14 protein-coding genes are annotated in these 16136 nt (G+C 70.8%); 4 read left to right on the top strand and 10 right to left on the bottom strand.

Going from position 1 to position 16136, the window contains the following annotated elements:
- Positions 1–21: 21 nt before the first annotated feature.
- The 3 genes from BLS95_RS12195 to BLS95_RS12185 all read right to left on the bottom strand — a co-directional run bounded on the left by BLS95_RS12195 (position 22) and on the right by BLS95_RS12185 (position 2738).
- On the bottom strand, positions 22–1191 hold the full coding sequence (locus BLS95_RS12195; protein ID WP_090931067.1) for a low temperature requirement protein A: 1170 nt from the start codon (positions 1189–1191) through the stop codon (positions 22–24).
- Between the two features lie 63 nt (positions 1192–1254).
- Positions 1255–2001 (bottom strand): group II truncated hemoglobin, encoded by a 747-nt coding sequence (locus tag BLS95_RS12190; RefSeq protein ID WP_090931066.1) that lies wholly within the window; start codon positions 1999–2001, stop codon positions 1255–1257.
- A 77-nt stretch (positions 2002–2078) separates the two neighbouring features.
- A complete protein-coding gene (locus BLS95_RS12185) occupies positions 2079–2738 on the bottom strand; it encodes a zinc-binding dehydrogenase (protein ID WP_218135721.1) in 660 nt (219 codons plus the stop codon).
- A 267-nt stretch (positions 2739–3005) separates the two neighbouring features.
- Between BLS95_RS12185 and BLS95_RS12180 the strand changes: the two genes are divergently transcribed.
- Both BLS95_RS12180 and BLS95_RS12175 read left to right on the top strand, forming a co-directional pair.
- Entirely contained in the window at positions 3006–4910 is a 1905-nt protein-coding gene (locus tag BLS95_RS12180) for a cytochrome P450 (RefSeq protein WP_090931065.1), read from the top strand.
- Between the two features lie 252 nt (positions 4911–5162).
- On the top strand, positions 5163–7220 hold the full coding sequence (locus tag BLS95_RS12175; RefSeq protein WP_245765001.1) for a SpoIIE family protein phosphatase: 2058 nt from the start codon (positions 5163–5165) through the stop codon (positions 7218–7220).
- Here BLS95_RS12175 and BLS95_RS12170 read toward each other — a convergent pair.
- The 4 genes from BLS95_RS12170 to BLS95_RS12155 form a co-directional block, all read right to left on the bottom strand.
- Positions 7201–7989: a class I SAM-dependent methyltransferase gene (locus BLS95_RS12170; RefSeq protein WP_090931063.1), complete on the bottom strand. Its 789-nt coding sequence runs from the start codon at positions 7987–7989 to the stop codon at positions 7201–7203. The genes BLS95_RS12175 and BLS95_RS12170 overlap by 20 nt on opposite strands.
- 76 nt (positions 7990–8065) lie before the next feature.
- Positions 8066–8578, bottom strand: a complete 513-nt coding sequence (locus tag BLS95_RS12165; protein ID WP_090931062.1) for a hypothetical protein — start codon at positions 8576–8578, stop codon at positions 8066–8068.
- Positions 8575–9375 (bottom strand): MerR family transcriptional regulator, encoded by an 801-nt coding sequence (locus BLS95_RS12160; RefSeq protein WP_090931418.1) that lies wholly within the window; start codon positions 9373–9375, stop codon positions 8575–8577. The genes BLS95_RS12165 and BLS95_RS12160 overlap by 4 nt, the downstream gene beginning before the upstream one ends.
- A gap of 49 nt (positions 9376–9424) precedes the next feature.
- Positions 9425–10153 carry a class I SAM-dependent methyltransferase gene (locus BLS95_RS12155; RefSeq protein ID WP_090931061.1) on the bottom strand — a complete coding sequence of 243 codons (729 nt, stop codon included), beginning with the start codon at positions 10151–10153 and terminating at the stop codon, positions 9425–9427.
- A 94-nt stretch (positions 10154–10247) separates the two neighbouring features.
- On the opposite strand from BLS95_RS12155, the gene BLS95_RS12150 reads away from it, so the two are divergent.
- Entirely contained in the window at positions 10248–10706 is a 459-nt protein-coding gene (locus tag BLS95_RS12150) for a MerR family transcriptional regulator (RefSeq protein WP_090931060.1), read from the top strand.
- Positions 10707–11328: 622 nt separating this feature from the next.
- Complete coding sequence (locus BLS95_RS12145; protein ID WP_090931059.1) at positions 11329–12357, top strand: winged helix-turn-helix domain-containing protein; 1029 nt, start codon at positions 11329–11331, stop codon at positions 12355–12357.
- 16 nt (positions 12358–12373) lie between these two features.
- On the opposite strand, the gene BLS95_RS12140 is transcribed toward BLS95_RS12145, so the two are convergent.
- The 3 genes from BLS95_RS12140 to BLS95_RS12130 form a co-directional block, all read right to left on the bottom strand.
- Positions 12374–14767 carry an ATP-binding cassette domain-containing protein gene (locus tag BLS95_RS12140; RefSeq protein ID WP_090931058.1) on the bottom strand — a complete coding sequence of 798 codons (2394 nt, stop codon included), beginning with the start codon at positions 14765–14767 and terminating at the stop codon, positions 12374–12376.
- Between the two features lie 190 nt (positions 14768–14957).
- On the bottom strand, positions 14958–15344 hold the full coding sequence (locus BLS95_RS12135) for a nuclear transport factor 2 family protein (protein ID WP_090931057.1): 387 nt from the start codon (positions 15342–15344) through the stop codon (positions 14958–14960).
- Between the two features lie 148 nt (positions 15345–15492).
- Positions 15493–16136, bottom strand: a 644-nt coding sequence (locus tag BLS95_RS12130; protein ID WP_281249984.1) for a TCP-1/cpn60 chaperonin family protein, incomplete at its 5' end; no start/stop codon positions are given.

Below are 16136 nucleotides of genomic sequence, written 5' to 3'. Positions count from 1 at the left end.
TGCCAGCGCGTTCTGAGGGCTTCACAAGCTCACATGCGGCGTCCGGCGCCTGTGCTCGACGAGCAGCACCGCCACGAGGAGCAGCACCAGGATCGCGAGCTCCGCCAGCGCCGCCCACAGTCCGGCCACGGCGGCGGCCAGGGCGAGGACCGCGGCCACTCCCCTGAGCCGAGCCCAGGACAGCTTGAGCACCCGGCGGAACCAGAAGTCGCCGGCGAGGTAGAGGGCCACGCCCGTGGCCAGGATGATCGCCGCGGACGGCTTGAGCGGGTCGAAGGGATGCCCGATGACCTTCTTGATCCCGCCCGACACGGCGACGACGCCGAGCAGCAGCGGTATGTGCCCGTAGAAGTACGCGCCCAGGATCATCCTGGTCCGCCGCACCGGCTCGGCCGCGGCCAGGGTGTGCTCGGCGGCCGTCTCGTCGTCGCCGCCGAAGTACGCCCACCACAGGCACGCCCCCAGGCACAGGCCGAACGCTCCCGCCACGCCGAGGCCGAGGCCCACCTCCAGGTCGGCGGCGCCGATCCCGATGGCCAGCATCGACTCGCCGAGCACCACGATCACCAGCAGGCCGTGCCGCTCGACCACGTGCGGGGCTCGTAAGGTGAATCCCTGCTGGCCGATGAAGTAGGGGCTGCCCCACAGCAGGACGAGCGCGGCGGCCCACGGCAGGTAGGCGTAGGGCGGGTCGAGGAACCCGGCGGCGCCGATGAGCGCCGTCGCGGCCAGGTTGAACGGCACCACGCGCATGATCGCCCTGGTGGCCTGCAGGTAGAGGGCGCCGTGCACCAGGATCAGCAGCAGGTAGCCGACGGCGAAGGCGACCCCGCCGCCGCTGAAGGTGGTGGGGATCGCGAGCGCCATGATGAGGAATCCGGTCATGCCGAGCAGGACCAGGATCCGGCGGGCGGGCCGGACCGGCGGGACGGAGTTGAGCAGCCAGACGTAGCCGGAGTACATCCACCACATCACGCCGAACACCAGCAGCACCTGCAGCGCGCTCTCACCGATGCCCACCGCCCGGTGTCCGGGCTGCGCCACGTCCAGGCCGACGACCAGCAGGGCGGTCAGCTGGGTGATGGTGAAGACGAAGACCAGGTCGAAGAAGAGCTCCAGGGTCGAGACGCGCAGTTCGGTCTCGGGAGCGGCGGAGACGGGCCGCTCGGTGAACCAGGCTGGGAGCCGCATGGCGGGGGGGAACCTTTCCGGGGGACGGCGGGCGGCGGCGTGCCTCAGGGCATGGCTGAGGGCTCAGGGCTGGTACGGCGGGGCGACGCCCCAGCCCCAGCGCGGAACCGGCGCCTGGGCCGGCGGAGTTGCGCCCGGCTGGGAGTTCTGCACCGCGATGCGGGTCCCCCACTCGATGTAACCGGCGAAGGCCGCCCGGAACTCGGGGTCGCCCGGCAGCCCCACCTCGTCGGCCGCGTCCATGAGCAGGGACACCCACCGGCGGCGCTGGTCCTCGCGGAGCTGCTTGCCGAGGTGGTGGGCGAGCATCCGGGGGTAGCCGCCGAGCTCACGGGTGTAGCGGTCGGGGCCGCCGAAGACCTCCGACAGCCAGATCGCGACGTGCTGGGGATGGTCGGGGCTCATGTGCGCGAAGAGCGGGCCGATCAGGTCGTCGGCGATCACGTGGTCGTAGAACACCTGAGTGAGCCGCTCGAACGCCTCCGCGCCGCCCGCCCAGTCGAACAACGTCGGCTCGGTCCTGACGATGGTCTGCTCGTAGTGCCGCATTTCCTCGATGCCGGCGACGTACGGCTTGATCTCCGCGAAGAACTCGGCGAAGTGGGCGCTGTTCCGGAAGCCCTTCAGGTGGTCCTCGGCCGAGGTCCAGGCGATCCGCAGGATGTAGCACTCGGGCTCGTCAACGCATCGCGACAGCTCGTAGTCCAAGCACTGGGGCGCCTTGCCCAGGGGGACGACGGCTCGGCGGTAGGCGGCTTCGAACTCCTCCGCCGCAGCCGGGACGCGATAGCGGATGTACTCAACGATCAAGGCGCTCCCCTTGTAATCAAGTAATCAAATACGTATGCACCTTAGGGGATTTAGGTGAGATATGTGACCATACGCCCTCAGGCGTTGACGACGACCATCTTGCCCTTGGCCTGGTTTGCCTCCATCACGCGGTGGGCCTCGCGAACCTCCTCGAAACCGAAGACGCGCGACGGCTCGGCCTTCAACCGGCCCGCCGCCACCTGCTCGGCGATCTCCTGCAGGGGCACGTCGGACAGCGGGAAGCCCGGGGTCCCGAAGACGAAACTGCCGAAGAAGGTCAAGTAGACGCCGCTGGCCATCTGCAGCAGCGGGTTGAAGTCGGCGATGGGATCGAGGCCGCCCAGCCAGCCCGCCAGGCAGGCGCGACCGCCACGCCGCAGCATCGCCAGGGAGTCGAGGATGGTGCTGTTGCCCACCAGGTCCAGCACCGCGTCCACCCGCTTGGCCTCGGCGATGCGTACGGAAAGGTGTGGTTCCTCCCGTTCGGCGCGCTGCGCGCCGAGCGCCGTCAGCATCCCGAACCGCTCGGGGTCGCGGGTGGTGGCGATGACCCGCGCGCCGGCGTTGACGGCCAGCCCGATCGCGGCCTGCCCGAAGGAGGAGGTGCCCCCGCGGATGACGAGCAGCTGCCCGGGAACGATCTCCAGGTTACGGAACAGGCAGGTCCAAGCCGTCGCGTACGTCTCCGGGACGGCCGCGAGCACGGCCCATGGCAGGTCCGACTCGATCAGGGCCACGGTTCGAGACCGGAACCCGGGTGTATTCGGCGTAGCTGCCGTTGATGGTCCGCCCCAGGCCGCCCATCAGCGCCGCCACCTTGGCGCCGACCGGGAACTCCCCGCCGGGGCCGAATTTCTCGATGACGATGGCACGCATCACGGCCTCCAGGCGAGCTGCGGCAGATCCCCCGAACCGGTCCACGCACCAGCCGCACCGCTCTCTTCCCACATTACGCGGCCCGGCAGGTTTGACCTTGACGCGGCGTCAACGTCTTTACTGAGGGCATGCGGATCGGAGAACTCGCCGCGCTGCTCGGGGTGTCCACCCGTACGGTGCGTTATTACCACCATCAAGGCGTCCTGCCGGAGCCGCCGCGCCTGGCCAACGGCTACCGCGAGTACGGCATGCGCGACGCCATCGCCCTGGCCCGCGTCCGCCGCCTCGTCGAGCTGGGCCTGAGCCTGGACGAGGTCCGTGACGTGGTCGCCGACGACCGTTCCAGGGAGCTGCCCGAGATCCTCGCGGAGATCGACGCCGACCTGGCCAGGCAGGAGCGGGAGATCCAGGCCAGGCGCGCGCGCCTGGCGACGATGCGGGAGCGGTTCCAGGCCGGCACGCTCGGCCCGGACGACACCGCCTCGCCCGACCTCGTGGACTTCCTGCAGGTGGTCGGCATGCCCGCGTCGAAGGCCGCCGCGTGGGACCGCGACCTGCTGGTGCTCATGGACAGCATGCCCGCGGCGCACGGCAAGGGACGGTTCTTCGAGATGTTCGAGTCGATGGCCGCCGACCCCGAGGCGACGGCCCGCGGCCACGACTTCTACCGCAGGCTCGACGAGCTGGCCGAGGCCGAGCCCGGCGACCCGAGGATCGCGCCGCTGGCCGCCGCGCTCGCCGAGTACAGCATGAAGCACCTGCCGGTCGATGCGGCGCCGGGTTCGCCGGAGTGGGACCCGGAGGCGATGGAGCCCTTCCTCGAAGATCTCGCCCCCGCCCAGGCCGACGTCGTACGGCGGACGATCGCGCTCATCGCCGGGAGCGTCCCGACGGCCACGCTGCCGTTCGACCGCCCGGACCCCCTGCGGCCCCCGCCCGCCTACGCCGAGCTGCGCGAGTCCTCCCCCGTCGCACCGGTGCGCACCCCGGACGGCCGCCGCGCCTGGCTGGTGACCTCGTACGACGCCGTGGCCGCCGTGCTGGCCGACCGCCGGTTCGGGCTGGCGCCGCCCGGCGACGAGACCCCGGGCAACGACACGTTGTTCCAGGACGGCGAGGCGCACACCCGGTTGCGGCGCCTGGTGTCGAAGACGTTCAACCCGCGCGGCATCGCGCTGCTGGGCCCGCGGGTGGAGCAGTTGGCCGACGAGCTCGTCAGCGGCCTGTCACGGCCCGCCGACCTCGTCGCGGGGCTCGCCACGCCGCTGTCGATCACGGTGATCGGCGAGCTGCTCGGGGTGGCGATCGAGGACCGCGACCGCTTCCTGCGCCTGGCCGACGCCACCGGCGGCGTGGACTTCACCTTCGGCCCGGCCGAGGACGTGGCCGCGGCCGGGCGCGCCTGGGAGGAGCTGGGCGCCTTCGCCGCCGAGCTCGTCACGGAGACGCGCCGGCGGCCGGGCGACGACCTGTTCAGCGGCCTGATCACGGTACGTGACACGGCCGACGGGCGGCTCAGCGACGGCGAGCTGGGCGCCATGGTCACGACCCTGGTGGCGGCCGGTTACCTGTCGGTCCGCAACGCCGTCGCCACGGCCGCGCTGCGCCTGCTGGCCGAGGAGCGGCTGGCCGCGTTCGTGCCCGAGCACGTGGACGAGGTGCTGCGCCTGCAGTCGGGGATGACCGCCGAGCCGTTCCCCCGTTACGCCCAGGCGGACCTGGAGCTGGCCGGGGTGCCGATCAGCGCCGGTGACCTGGTGCTCGTCCGCCTGGAGGCCGCCCATCGCGACCCCGCCCACTTCGCCGACCCCGACCGGTACGACCCGGCACGCAACTCCAGCCCGCCCCTGGTGTTCGGGCACGGGCTGCACTACTGCCTCGGCGCGCCGCTGGCCCGCATGGAGGTCGCGGCGGCGCTCGCCGCCCTCGCCCGGCAGCTGCCCGGCCTGCGGCTCGGCGTGCCGGTGGCCGACATCGAGTGGACCCACGGCACGACCGACAGAGGCCCCGTAGCGCTCCCAGTCACCTGGTAACGACCTCCCACCGTACGCGACGGTGAACGTGTCGGGTAGCTTGGGAATCCATCACTGACCTGCGCAAACACCGCGCGAAGCCACCCGGCCATGGCAACTTATGAGCTGATGCCGCCCACTTGGGCCGGTATTTACCCGAATACGTACATAATCACGTCATCACAGGGATGGTCGATGCGATGGCCATCATTCTGGCGACTGGGAGGAACGAATCACGTTCAAGGGGGTGCTGGTGGGCGGGGGACGGCAAGGGTGAGCAATGCGGAGACTCAGCTGTCCGGGGGCCTGTCACTGGATGTCTTCGACCCGGTCCCCGTCGGGATAGCCGTCACGAGCGGTCCCGGCCATCGGCTCGTCTACACCAACCATGCCTACCAGGAGATCGTCGGCGAACGCACGCGCAGCCTGCCCGGCCGCGAGGTGTTCAGCGACCTGCGCCCACTGGGCTTCGTCGCCCAACTCGACCAGGTGCTGGAGACCGGGCAGACGATCACGTTGCGGGAGGTCCCGTTCGAGTTCCGTGACAGCGGCCCGCCCTGGCGCGAACGCTACGCCTCCGCGAGCATGTCGCGGATCTCGCTGGCCTCCGGCGAGGTGGGTGTGCTGATCATCATCGCCGAGGTCACCGACCACGTCGGCCCCGAAGCGGAGTTCGGAGCCGTACGGAGCAGCAGGGCCATCCTGCGTTACCAGAGCCTCCTGCAGATCGACACGCAGGCGCTGTGGGTGGGCGACGGGCTGGGCCGGATCACCGAGCCGAGCCCCGGATGGCAGCGGCTCAGCGGGCAGACCTTCGAGGAATACCGCGGCAACGGGTGGCTGGCGGTCATCCATCCCGACGACCGCGAACTCTCCGAGGAGGCTGCCTACCAGGCCATGCTGCGGCAGAGCCATCTGGAGCAGATCTACCGGCTGGCGATGCCGGACGGCACCTACCGGCACATCCGATCGCGCGCCGCGCCCGTCATCGAGAACGGCGAGGTCGTCGAGTGGATCGGCGCCCTGGCCGACATCGAGGACGAGTGGCAGGAGTCCAGGCTCCGTACGCTGCTCGACCAGACCGCGGCCGCCACCGCGGACGTCGCCGATCTGGAGGAGGTGCTCGGCATGCTCTCCAAGGTGATCGTCCCCACCCTGGCGGACGGGGTCGGCATCTACCTGCTCCCCCAGTTCGAGGACGACCAGTCGATCGTCCAGCCGTTCATCGCCGAGCGCGTGGTGACCACCAACCGGGACGGCATGCCGCCGTCGCGAATGCTGCGTACCGAACGGTTCGAGCCCGACAGCGTCTTCGCCGACGTGATCAGGCGCCGCCGCCCGGTCCGCTTCGCCTTTCCCTGCGGATCGCCGCCGGCCGACGTGGTGCCGACCGGCGCCGAGGAGTGGTTCGCCACCGCCCGGGTCAACAGCATGGCCCTGGTGCCGGTGCTCGTGGACGGCACGGTGGCCGCGATCGTCGACGCCACGGTCTCCGGGTGCCGCGAACCGATCAGCACCGCCGACGTCGACCTGCTGAGCCGGATGCTCGAGCACGCCCACGCCCACCTCAGCAACGCCATGCGGTTCCAGCGCACCCAGCGGGTGGCGCTGGCGCTGCAGCACTACCTGCTCCCCGAGCCGCCCGAGCTGCCCGGGCTGGAGATCACCGCCCGCTACCGGCCGAGCGCCAGCACCGCCGAGATCGGCGGCGACTGGTACGACTCCTTCCTGCACCCCGACGGCTCCGCCATCCTGACCATCGGCGACGTCGCCGGGCACGACCTGGGCGCCGCCGTCACCATGAGCCAGCTCCGCAACATGCTGCGCGGGCTGGCCATGGACCGCCGCGAACCACCCGGCGACATCCTGCGCCGCCTCAACATCGCCACCGAGGTCTTCCACCGCGAGGGCACGGCGAGCTGCATCCTCGCCCGCCTGGAGAACCGCGACGACGGGGAATGGCTGGTCAACTACTCGCTGGCCGGGCACCCGCCGCCGCTGCTGGTCACCTCCGACGGAGACGCCGACTACCTCGACGGCGGCCGCAACCCGCTGCTCGGCGTGGGCTACGACGCACCGCGCCAGAGCGCCGTCACGAGCCTGCCTCCGGGCAGCACGCTCCTGCTCTACACCGACGGCCTGGTGGAGGTGCCCGGCGAGGACATCGACATGGGCCTGGAACGGCTGCGCCGGCACTCCGCCGCGTTGTCCCGCGTCTCCCTGGACGTCTTCTGCGACGAGCTGCTCGCCCGCATGCCCGTGGCGAAGCAGGACGACATCGCCATGATCGCCGTACGGCTGCCCAGGGCCGTCAGTCATCCCGCCGGCTGACGGTCAGCAGGTGGCTGCTGACCCCCAGCAGGGACGGCACCGATTCCAGCGAGCGCTGGGCGTCGAGCATGAGCGTGCGGCGCTCGGGGTCGTCGAGCCAGTCCTCGACGTCGCCGATGAGCCAGAAGGCGCCCTCCAGCCCGTACTGCTCGGCCTCGGGGAGCCCGGCGTCGGCGAACTCCTCCGGAACCTCGGCCGGGTCGTGCAGGTAGGCGCTGAAGCCCCGGCCAGGAGAAAGCATGATCCCGTCCGCCAGGGCCGCGTGCGCCGCCTGCCGTTCCGGCTCCCGCACGTAGTGACCCAGGTAGACGGTGTCATGCACGGCCGCGTAGCGGTTGATGGTGGCCGCGACCACCAGGCCGCCGGGCCGTACGGCGCGCCGGGCCTCCGCCAGCGCCCGCACCCGGTCGGCCCGCTCGGCGAGATGGTAGAGCGGGCCCAGTAGCAGGACCACGTCCACGCTCGCGTCCGGAACCGGCAACCGCCGCGCGTCGCCCGACCGGGCGGTCACCCCGGCCACCCGCGAGGCCCGCTCCACGTGCAGCGGGATCGGGTCCAGCAGCTCGACCTCGTAACCGTCGGCGCTCAGCCACTCGGCGTGCACGCCGGTGCCGCCGCCCACGTCCAGCACCCGCGCCGGGGGCGGGGGCAACCTCCGGCGCAGCACGTCCTGCGTCCGCCAGAGCTCCCACCGGCCACGGCCCTGGCGTAGCCGATCGTGTTCCCTGTCCTGTTCGTAGTAGGCTCGCACCGCCGGAGTCACTGCCATACCTGATCATCGCCGCGGAGCCGCCGCGCCGCCAAACGATTTACGCTCTGCCTTCCTGACCGGCTGTCCGGCCGGGTCAGGCCGGGCGTACCGGCTGGCGGAGCAGCGTGCGGGGCGCCGGGTCGTCCCAGGCGGTCAGGTAGATCTCGTGGTGGAGGCCGTTGACGACCAGCCCGTGCTCGGCCATGAACTCCTCCATGACCTTCAGCGACAGGTGCTCCTCGCTGAACGGTCCCTCGTGCAGCAACTCCACGCAGCGGCCCTCGGTGACGGTGACCAGGCGTACCCGGTCCACGGCCGGGCACGAGGCGCGGACGGTCTCGCGGGCCTGCTCCAGCGCACCCTCCGGCTGCTCCTGCGTGAGCGGCAGCAGCAGGTGCCAGCGCCACTGCTCGCGCGGGACCTGGAGGCCGGGACGCTCGTCCTCCACCCACCACTGGCCCGTCAGCGGGCCGGCGGTGGCGCCCATGGCGGCGGCCACGGTGTGCAGGGCGCGGACGGCCGACAGGTGCTCGCTGCCGCCTGGCTCGCCGAGTCCGGTCACGTTCAGGCAGGTCACGGGGCCGTGGGTGGTGATCGTCGGGGTCATGGGAGGTCCTCCAAGGGGATCATCAGGTGGGTGACGAGCCGGTCCGGCTCGGTGGTGGCCGGGTCGGAGACGTACACCTCGCGGATCGGTCCGACCAGCGGGTGCCCCCGCTCGGCGCACCAGGCCAGTACGGCATGGGTGGTGAGAGAGATCTGGTCGTACGGGCCGACGTGCGTCACGCAGGCGAACGCCCCGCCGGGCAGCACCGCCAGGTCGAGGCCCGCCCGCTGCCACGGCTCCGCCGGGCCGTCGCGGTCGGTGACGAGCGCGGCGCGCACCTCGAAGGTGTCGTCCATGTCGACCGGGAACAGCCCGATGAGCTGCGGCGGGCCTGCCGGGGGCAGCGCGTGCAGCAGCCGGGCGATCGCCGCCGAGGTGGCACGGGCCACGTCGGCGAGCCCGGCCGCGCTCTCCCCGGTCATCGCCACCGTCCTGGCGGGCTCGGTGACCACCCGTACGGGAACGGCCGGCAAGCCGTCGGCCATCACCCGCTCCAGCGCCGCCAGCGTCCGCCGCCGCCTCTCCAGCTCCGCCTCCAGCCCGGCGCGCACCCCGTCCAGGGCGCCCGCCGTACCGGACAGGACCTCGGCGATGACCGGCAGCGGCACGTCCAGCGTGCGCAGCAACCCGATCGACAACGCCTGCCTGGCCTGCGCGCGCCGGTAGTAGCGGTAGCCGGAATGGGCGTCCACGTGCGCCGGCACCAGCAGCCCCAACTCGTCGTAGTGCCGCAACTGCTTGACGCTCAACCGGCTCAACCTGGCGAACTGCCCGATCGGCAGCAGATCTTCGTCCACGCCCACCAGCATGGACTCTCCCACAAGGGCAGAGTCCACTCCCCCGCGGTCAGCCCCGGGCGGCGCGGTAGACCCGGGTGACGTACGGCAGGTCGAAGGCGGGCGGGAGGTCCTCGGTGAGGGTCCGGACGGCGTCGTCCATCTGCTGCCGACGATCCTGCGTCGCGGTGAGGTACCACGAGCGGGAGCGGACGAGGGCGAGCAGCGAGGCCGGTGTGTGCGGCCGGCTGTGCTGGAACTCACGGCATTCGACGGGCCCGAAGGCGTCGCCGAATTCCGTGCCGGACAGGACCCGGTCCATCTCCGACTGCCGGAATTCGTGGATGAGCCGGGAGAGCCGGGCCACCCACTCGACCGACTCGTCCCGCAGGTTCCACAGCGGCGCGAACACGCCTCCGGGCCGGAGCACCCGGGCGACCTCGGCATGCGCGGGCTCGGGGTCGAACCAGTGGTACGCCTGGCCGGCGACGACGGCGTCCGCCACACCGTCGGCCAGCGGGATCTCTTCCGCCGACCCTGCGAGGACGACGCATCCCGGCACCCGCTCGCTCAGTTTCTCCCGCATCTTCGGATCGGGCTCAACGGCTGTCACCTCGTGCCCCAACCCCACCAGCAGCCGGGTGAGCAGTCCCGTCCCCGCCCCCAGATCGATCACCTTGACCGGCGCGGTGCCCAGCGCCCACTCCATGGCCTGCGCCGGATAGGACGGCCGGACCTTGTCATAGGCGTCCGCGACCTCGCCGAAGGACAAACGCTGACGGTGAAATGTCTCATTCATCAAGTCATGATGGCACGGCCCGCTGATCGGGCCGCGGGGGCCGTGACCGGCGAGAGGAGGACGTCCCGTGAGCTCGGAGGATAGGATTTAGAGCATGCTCCAGGTCAAGCCCCAGCCGCATTCCGGGCCCGCCGGCTCCGACCCCGATGCGGGGCTGAGCATCGCCGAGGCGGCTCGCCGCACCGGGGTCAGCGTGCACACCCTGCGCTACTACGAGCGCGCCGGGCTGGTCGTCACCCCCGTCGGCCGCACCGCCGGCGGCCGGCGCCGCTATCACCAGTTCGACCTCCAGTGGATCGTCGTCTGCACCAAGCTGCGGGCCACCGGCATGCCGATCAAGACCATCCGGTGCTACGCCGAGCTCATCTCCGCAGGCCACGGCAACGAGCAGGAACGGCTGGCCCTCCTGGAGGCCCACCGCGCCGACGTGAGCGCCAAGCTCGCCGAGGTGCAGGAGAACCTCAGGCTCATCGATCACAAGATCGACGTCTACCGGGGCCGGCTCGCCGCCGGCGACGCCGACCAGCTCTGGGCGCCACCGATTTCGGAATAATATGAAATTCGGCGGGATCTTTCGCGCCTGACGGCGGAACCGCGTTTTTGACCCCGAGCTCGTCACGCGAAATGATGGGCGCCGGCCGCCGCACGGAAATCACCGACAAGCTCACTCCCGAAGAACGCCGCGACTCGGGCCGCCTCCGCCGGTCAACGACCACCGCCGGGCGCTCGCCGTGCTGCGCCGGCTGCGGGCCCGACCCTGGGCGACGTCCCCGGCGTATCCCGCGGGGGTGATGAATCCGCAGCTTCGGTGGGTGAAGTCATCCCAGCGTCCCACCCGGACGGTCTGCCTTGCTGCGAGGAACGGGCCGGTGCCAGCATTGATCACGGTGCTTCTCGGACGGGGTGTCTGATGCAAGGAGAAGCCCGCCCTATTCCGCTTGGCGCCTTTCTCGAAGGCCGGACCGTTCGGTCAAGCCTGCCTGATGAGATTCGGTGCCCTGCCATTCCGCGTTGAAAGTCGACGCTGTGATCGCGCGCTCTTCCCCAGGAATGTCGCATTTCCTGGAAGCCGCTTTCCCGGCCTGCGCCATTCCGGCCGGGAAAGCGGCGTGAACAACGTACGAGGCGGCACCCGAACCGCCATTCAGCAAGGCGACGACGACAGGAGACGGCACATGGCCAGGGGGATCCTGAAAATAGTCTTCACCGCGGAGGATCTGGCGCGTGTCCGCATCGCGCCCCGGGCGGATCTGACGTGGGAAATGGTCGGGAGCCTGCACCGCCTGCAGGCCCATGACGGCGGCCCGATCATCACCGAGTGGCGGCACCAGGCCCGCAGGCAACTCATCGACGCCGGCCTGCTCACCCAGGTACGCACCACGCTCATCCCGCTGGCCCCCCGGGCCCGGTACTTCCCCGACTTCCTCACCCCGATCGAAGCCCAGGGCGGCCCCGACCAGGCCATCCAGGCGCTCGCGCACACCCCCCGAGCCCGGGTCCGCGACGAGCTGGAGCTGCTACGTACCCACGTCCACCTGCCCGCCACCTTGGACGACCTGGCCCGCGGGAACCCCGAGGCGATACGCCGGCTCAGCCGCGCCGCGAGCGACTACTGCCGCGCGGTCCTCACCCCGCACTGGGTGTTCGTGGAACGCGCCCTGGCCAGGGAACGAGCCGTCGTGCTGCGCGGTCTCACCGACGGCGGCGTGGAGCAGGTGCTGTCCACCCTCTCGCCTCACATGCGCTGGCGGTTCCCCGTACTGGAGGTCGACTATCCCGCCGGAAGCCGGGAGATCCAGTTAGGCGGGCGAGGGCTGACGCTCATCCCGTCCTACTTCTGCAGGGGGACCCCGATCTCCCTGGCCGACCCGGCGCTCTCGCCCGTACTGGTCTATCCCGCGCCGCACCGATCCGGCCTGGCGGTCACCAGCACCGACGCCCTGGCCGCCCTGCTGGGCCGGACCAGGGCCGACGTCCTGCGTTGCGTCGCGATGACCCCGGGCTGCAGCACCACCGAACTGGCCGGCCGCGCCGGTGTCCCCCTGGCCACGGCCAGCGAACACGCCCGAGTCCTGCGCCAGGCCAACCTGATCGACAGTGTCCGCCAGGCCAACCTCGTCCTGCACTACCCCACCGAACTGGGCCAGGACATCCTCAGCGACCGTAGAAGCGTAGGACCGGACGCCACCCTCGAACGGGTGTGACGGCCGAGGCCGCGGGTCAGGCGCCGACGTAGGTCGCGAGGTGTTCGCCGGTGCGGGTGGAGCGGGCCGTGACGAGGTCGGCGGGGGTGCCCTCGAAGACGATCCGGCCGCCGTCGTGGCCGGCGCCGGGTCCGAGGTCGATGATCCAGTCGGCGTGGGCCATGACCGCCTGGTGGTGCTCGACGACGATGACCGACTTGCCGGACTCGACGAGCCGATCGAGCACGCCGAGCAGTTGCTCGACGTCGGCGAGGTGCAGGCCGGTGGTCGGCTCGTCGAGGACGTAGATGCCGCCCTTGTCGGCCATGTGGGTGGCGAGCTTGAGGCGCTGCCGCTCGCCGCCGGACAACGTGGTGAGCGGCTGGCCGATGGCGAGGTAGCCGAGCCCGACGTCGGCGAGCCGCTTGAGGATGGCGTGCGCGGCCGGCGTGCGCGCCTCGCCGCCGCCGAAGAACTCCTCGGCCTCCGTCACCGACATCGCCAGCACCTCGCTGATGTCGCGCCCGCCGAGGTGGTGGTCCAGCACCGACGCCTCGAACCGCTTTCCCTCGCACTCCTCGCAGGTGGTGGCGACACTCGTCATGATCGCCAGGTCGGTGTAGACGACGCCGGCGCCGTTGCAGTTGGGGCAGGCGCCTTCTGAGTTGGCGCTGAACAGCGCCGGCTTCACGCCGTTGGCCTTCGCGAACGCCTTGCGGATCGGGTCGAGCAGCCCGGTGTACGTGGCCGGGTTGCTCCGCCGCGAGCCGCGGATCCCGCCCTGGTCGATCGACACCACACCCGCGCCGGCGGGGATCGAGCCGTGCACGAGCGAGCTCTTGCCCGAGCCGGCGACACCGGTGACGACGACCAGCACCCCGAGCGGGATGTCGACGTCGACCTCGCGCAGGTTGTGCGTCCTCGCGCCGCGGATCTCCAGCGCGCCGGTGGGCTTGCGCACCGTCTCCTTGAGCGCGGCCCGGTCACCGAGATGGCGGCCGGTGGTGGTGCCGCTGGCCCGCAGCCCCTCGACGGTGCCCTCGAAGCAGACGGTGCCGCCCGCCGAACCGGCGCCGGGACCGAGGTCGACGACGTGGTCCGCGATCGCGATCGTCTCCGGCTCGTGCTCCACGACGAGCACGGTGTTGCCCTTGTCCCGCAGTCGCAGCAGCAGGTCGTTCATCCGCTGGATGTCATGCGGGTGCAGGCCCGTGGTGGGCTCGTCGAAGACGTAGGTGGTGTCGGTGAGCGAGGAGCCGAGATGGCGGATCATCTTCGTACGCTGTGCCTCGCCGCCCGACAGCGTGCCCGACGGCCGGTCGAGCGAGAGGTAGCCCAGCCCGATCTCCACGAACGAGTCGAGCGTGCGCTGAAGCGTCGTGAGCAGCGGCGCCACCGACGGCTCGGCCCGGCCCCGGACCCATTCGGCCAGGTCGCTGATCTGCATCGAGCAGGCGTCGGCGATGTTGATCCCGTCGATCTTCGACGACAGCGCCGCCGGGCTGAGCCGGGTGCCACCGCAGTCGGGGCACGTGGTGAACGTCACCGCCCGCTCCACGAACGCCCGGATGTGCGGCTGCAGCGAATCCTTGTCCTTGGACAGGAACGACTTGTGGATCTTCGGGATCAGCCCCTCGTAGGTGAGGTTGACGCCCTCGACCTTCACCTTGGTCGGCTCGCGATAGAGGAAGTCCTGCATCTCCTTCTTGGTGAACTCGCGGATCGGCTTGTCCGGGTCGAGGAAGCCCGACTCGGCGTAGACGCGTACGGTCCACCAGCTGTCCGACTTCCAGCCGGGGATGGTGAACGCGCCCTCCGCGAGCGACTTGGAGTCGTCGTAGAGCTGGGTGAGGTCGATGTCGGAGACCGTGCCCCGGCCCTCGCAGCGCGGGCACATGCCGCCGGCGCGGGTGAAGGTCTGTCGCACGGCCTTGGTGGCGGCGCCGCGTTCGACAGTGACCATGCCGCTCGCTCGCACCGAAGGGACGTTGAAGGAGAACGCGTTGGGCGAGCCGATGTGCGGCTGCCCGAGCCGGCTGAACAGGATGCGCAGCATCGCGTTGACGTCGGTGGCGGTGCCCACCGTGGAGCGGGGGTCGGCCCCCATCCGCTGCTGGTCGACGATGATCGCGGTCGTCAGCCCTTCGAGCACGTCGACCTCGGGCCGCGCCAGCGTCGGCATGAAACCCTGGACGAAGGCGCTGTAGGTCTCGTTGATCAGCCGCTGCGAGTCCGCGGCGATCGTGTCGAACACCAGCGAGCTCTTGCCCGACCCGGACACACCGGTGAACACCGTCAGCCGGCGCTTGGGGATCTCGACGCTGATGTCCTTGAGATTGTTCTCGCGGGCGCCGTGCACGCGGATCATGTCGTGGCTGTCGGCAACGTGCAGCGCAGGCGACTGCGTGTCCGTCCTCGTGGCTGTGCTCATCGTGTCTCCATCTGTACGCGGGTCGCCTTCGCGGTCTCAGACGCGACGAACCGGTCACCGACTCGTAGGTGTCGAGCCTGGAGACCGGAAATCGTCGCGCCCGAGTCAGGCTAGGCGAGACTCCCTGACCCGCGCTTCTCCGATCCTGACCGGTCCGGCATCGGATCCCTCCCCGGCGTCGAGCGCCGCCTCAGCCCTCGTCGGTGAGGAACGTCGCGTGGGCCGCGATGATCCGCCACCCTGCCTCGTCGTGGATCCAGGTCCGGGTGTAGCGCATGCGAGCGGTCAGCGGCTGACCGTTGACGGTGCCCTCCAGCGTGCCGAGGAACCAGGTGACACCGGTGTGCGCCGTGGCCAGCACCCGCAGGTCCTCCTCCTCGACGCGGGTCAGCACCTGCCGGCCGCTTTCGTGCACCGTCAGGTCGTCCTGCTTCGAGTAGAGCTTTCCGTCGGGTCCGGTGAAGAGGACCGCGTCGTCCAGCAGCTCGCTGAGGGCGGCGACGTCGGAGGCGAGCTGGGCGGCTTGGAGGCGCCGTTCGGCTGCGCGGAGGCTCTCGGTGTGGTCGTTGTTCGGCATCCTCCCACCTTGGCGGCTGGACCACCCGCGCCGGTCCGCGTTCCGTTCTTGGCGAATCCGCTCAGAGCGAAGGCCCGCTCGCCGACCGAGCCAGGGCGGGACCGCAGGATGCTCTCGCGGTCCCGCCCGATGCCCGCCGGCGATCCGTTCAGAAGTCCAGGTCGCCGCCGCCACCCGGCATGGCCGGAGCGGCAGGGGTCTTCTCGGGCTTCTCGGCGATGACCGCCTCGGTGGTGAGGAACAGCGCCGCGATGGACGCGGCGTTCTGCAGCGCCGAACGCGTCACCTTGGCCGGGTCGAGGATGCCGGCGTCGAACATGTTGACGTATTCGCCGGAAGCGGCGTTGAGGCCCTCACCCGGGGTGAGGTTGCGTACGCGCTCCACCACGACACCGCCCTCAAGGCCGGCGTTGACGGCGATCTGCTTGAGCGGTTCCTCCAGAGCCTTCTTCACGATCGCCGCGCCCGTGGCCTCGTCGCCCGACAGCTCCAGCTTGTCGAACGCCTTGGCCCCGGCCTGCAGCAGCGCCACGCCACCACCGGGGACGATGCCCTCCTCGACGGCCGCCTGCGCGTTGCGCACGGCGTCCTCGATGCGGTGCTTGCGCTCCTTGAGCTCCACCTCGGTCGCGGCGCCGGCCTTGATCACGGCCACGCCACCGGCCAGCTTGGCCAGCCGCTCCTGGAGCTTCTCCCGGTCGTAGTCGGAGTCGGTGCGCTCGATCTCGGCGCGGATCTCGTTGACCCGGCCGGAGATCTGCTCGGCGTCACCGGCGCCGTCCACGATCGTGG

Origin of the sequence: Nonomuraea jiangxiensis, assembly GCF_900099965.1 — a bacterium.
Lineage (GTDB): Bacteria > Actinomycetota > Actinomycetes > Streptosporangiales > Streptosporangiaceae > Nonomuraea > Nonomuraea jiangxiensis.
Note: the sequence above shows the minus strand (reverse complement) of the source record. Positions and strands in the feature narration are given on the sequence as shown.

Coding starts and splice junctions, on each gene's coding strand:
- BLS95_RS12195 (WP_090931067.1), bottom strand. CDS start 1,191: ATGCGGCTCCCAGCCTGGTTCACCGAGCGGCCCGTCTCCGCCGCTCCC.
- BLS95_RS12180 (WP_090931065.1), top strand. CDS start 3,006: ATGCGGATCGGAGAACTCGCCGCGCTGCTCGGGGTGTCCACCCGTACG.
- BLS95_RS12170 (WP_090931063.1), bottom strand. CDS start 7,989: ATGGCAGTGACTCCGGCGGTGCGAGCCTACTACGAACAGGACAGGGAA.
- BLS95_RS12165 (WP_090931062.1), bottom strand. CDS start 8,578: ATGACCCCGACGATCACCACCCACGGCCCCGTGACCTGCCTGAACGTG.
- BLS95_RS12155 (WP_090931061.1), bottom strand. CDS start 10,153: ATGAATGAGACATTTCACCGTCAGCGTTTGTCCTTCGGCGAGGTCGCG.
- BLS95_RS12150 (WP_090931060.1), top strand. CDS start 10,248: ATGCTCCAGGTCAAGCCCCAGCCGCATTCCGGGCCCGCCGGCTCCGAC.
- BLS95_RS12145 (WP_090931059.1), top strand. CDS start 11,329: ATGGCCAGGGGGATCCTGAAAATAGTCTTCACCGCGGAGGATCTGGCG.
- BLS95_RS12140 (WP_090931058.1), bottom strand. CDS start 14,767: ATGAGCACAGCCACGAGGACGGACACGCAGTCGCCTGCGCTGCACGTT.
- BLS95_RS12135 (WP_090931057.1), bottom strand. CDS start 15,344: ATGCCGAACAACGACCACACCGAGAGCCTCCGCGCAGCCGAACGGCGC.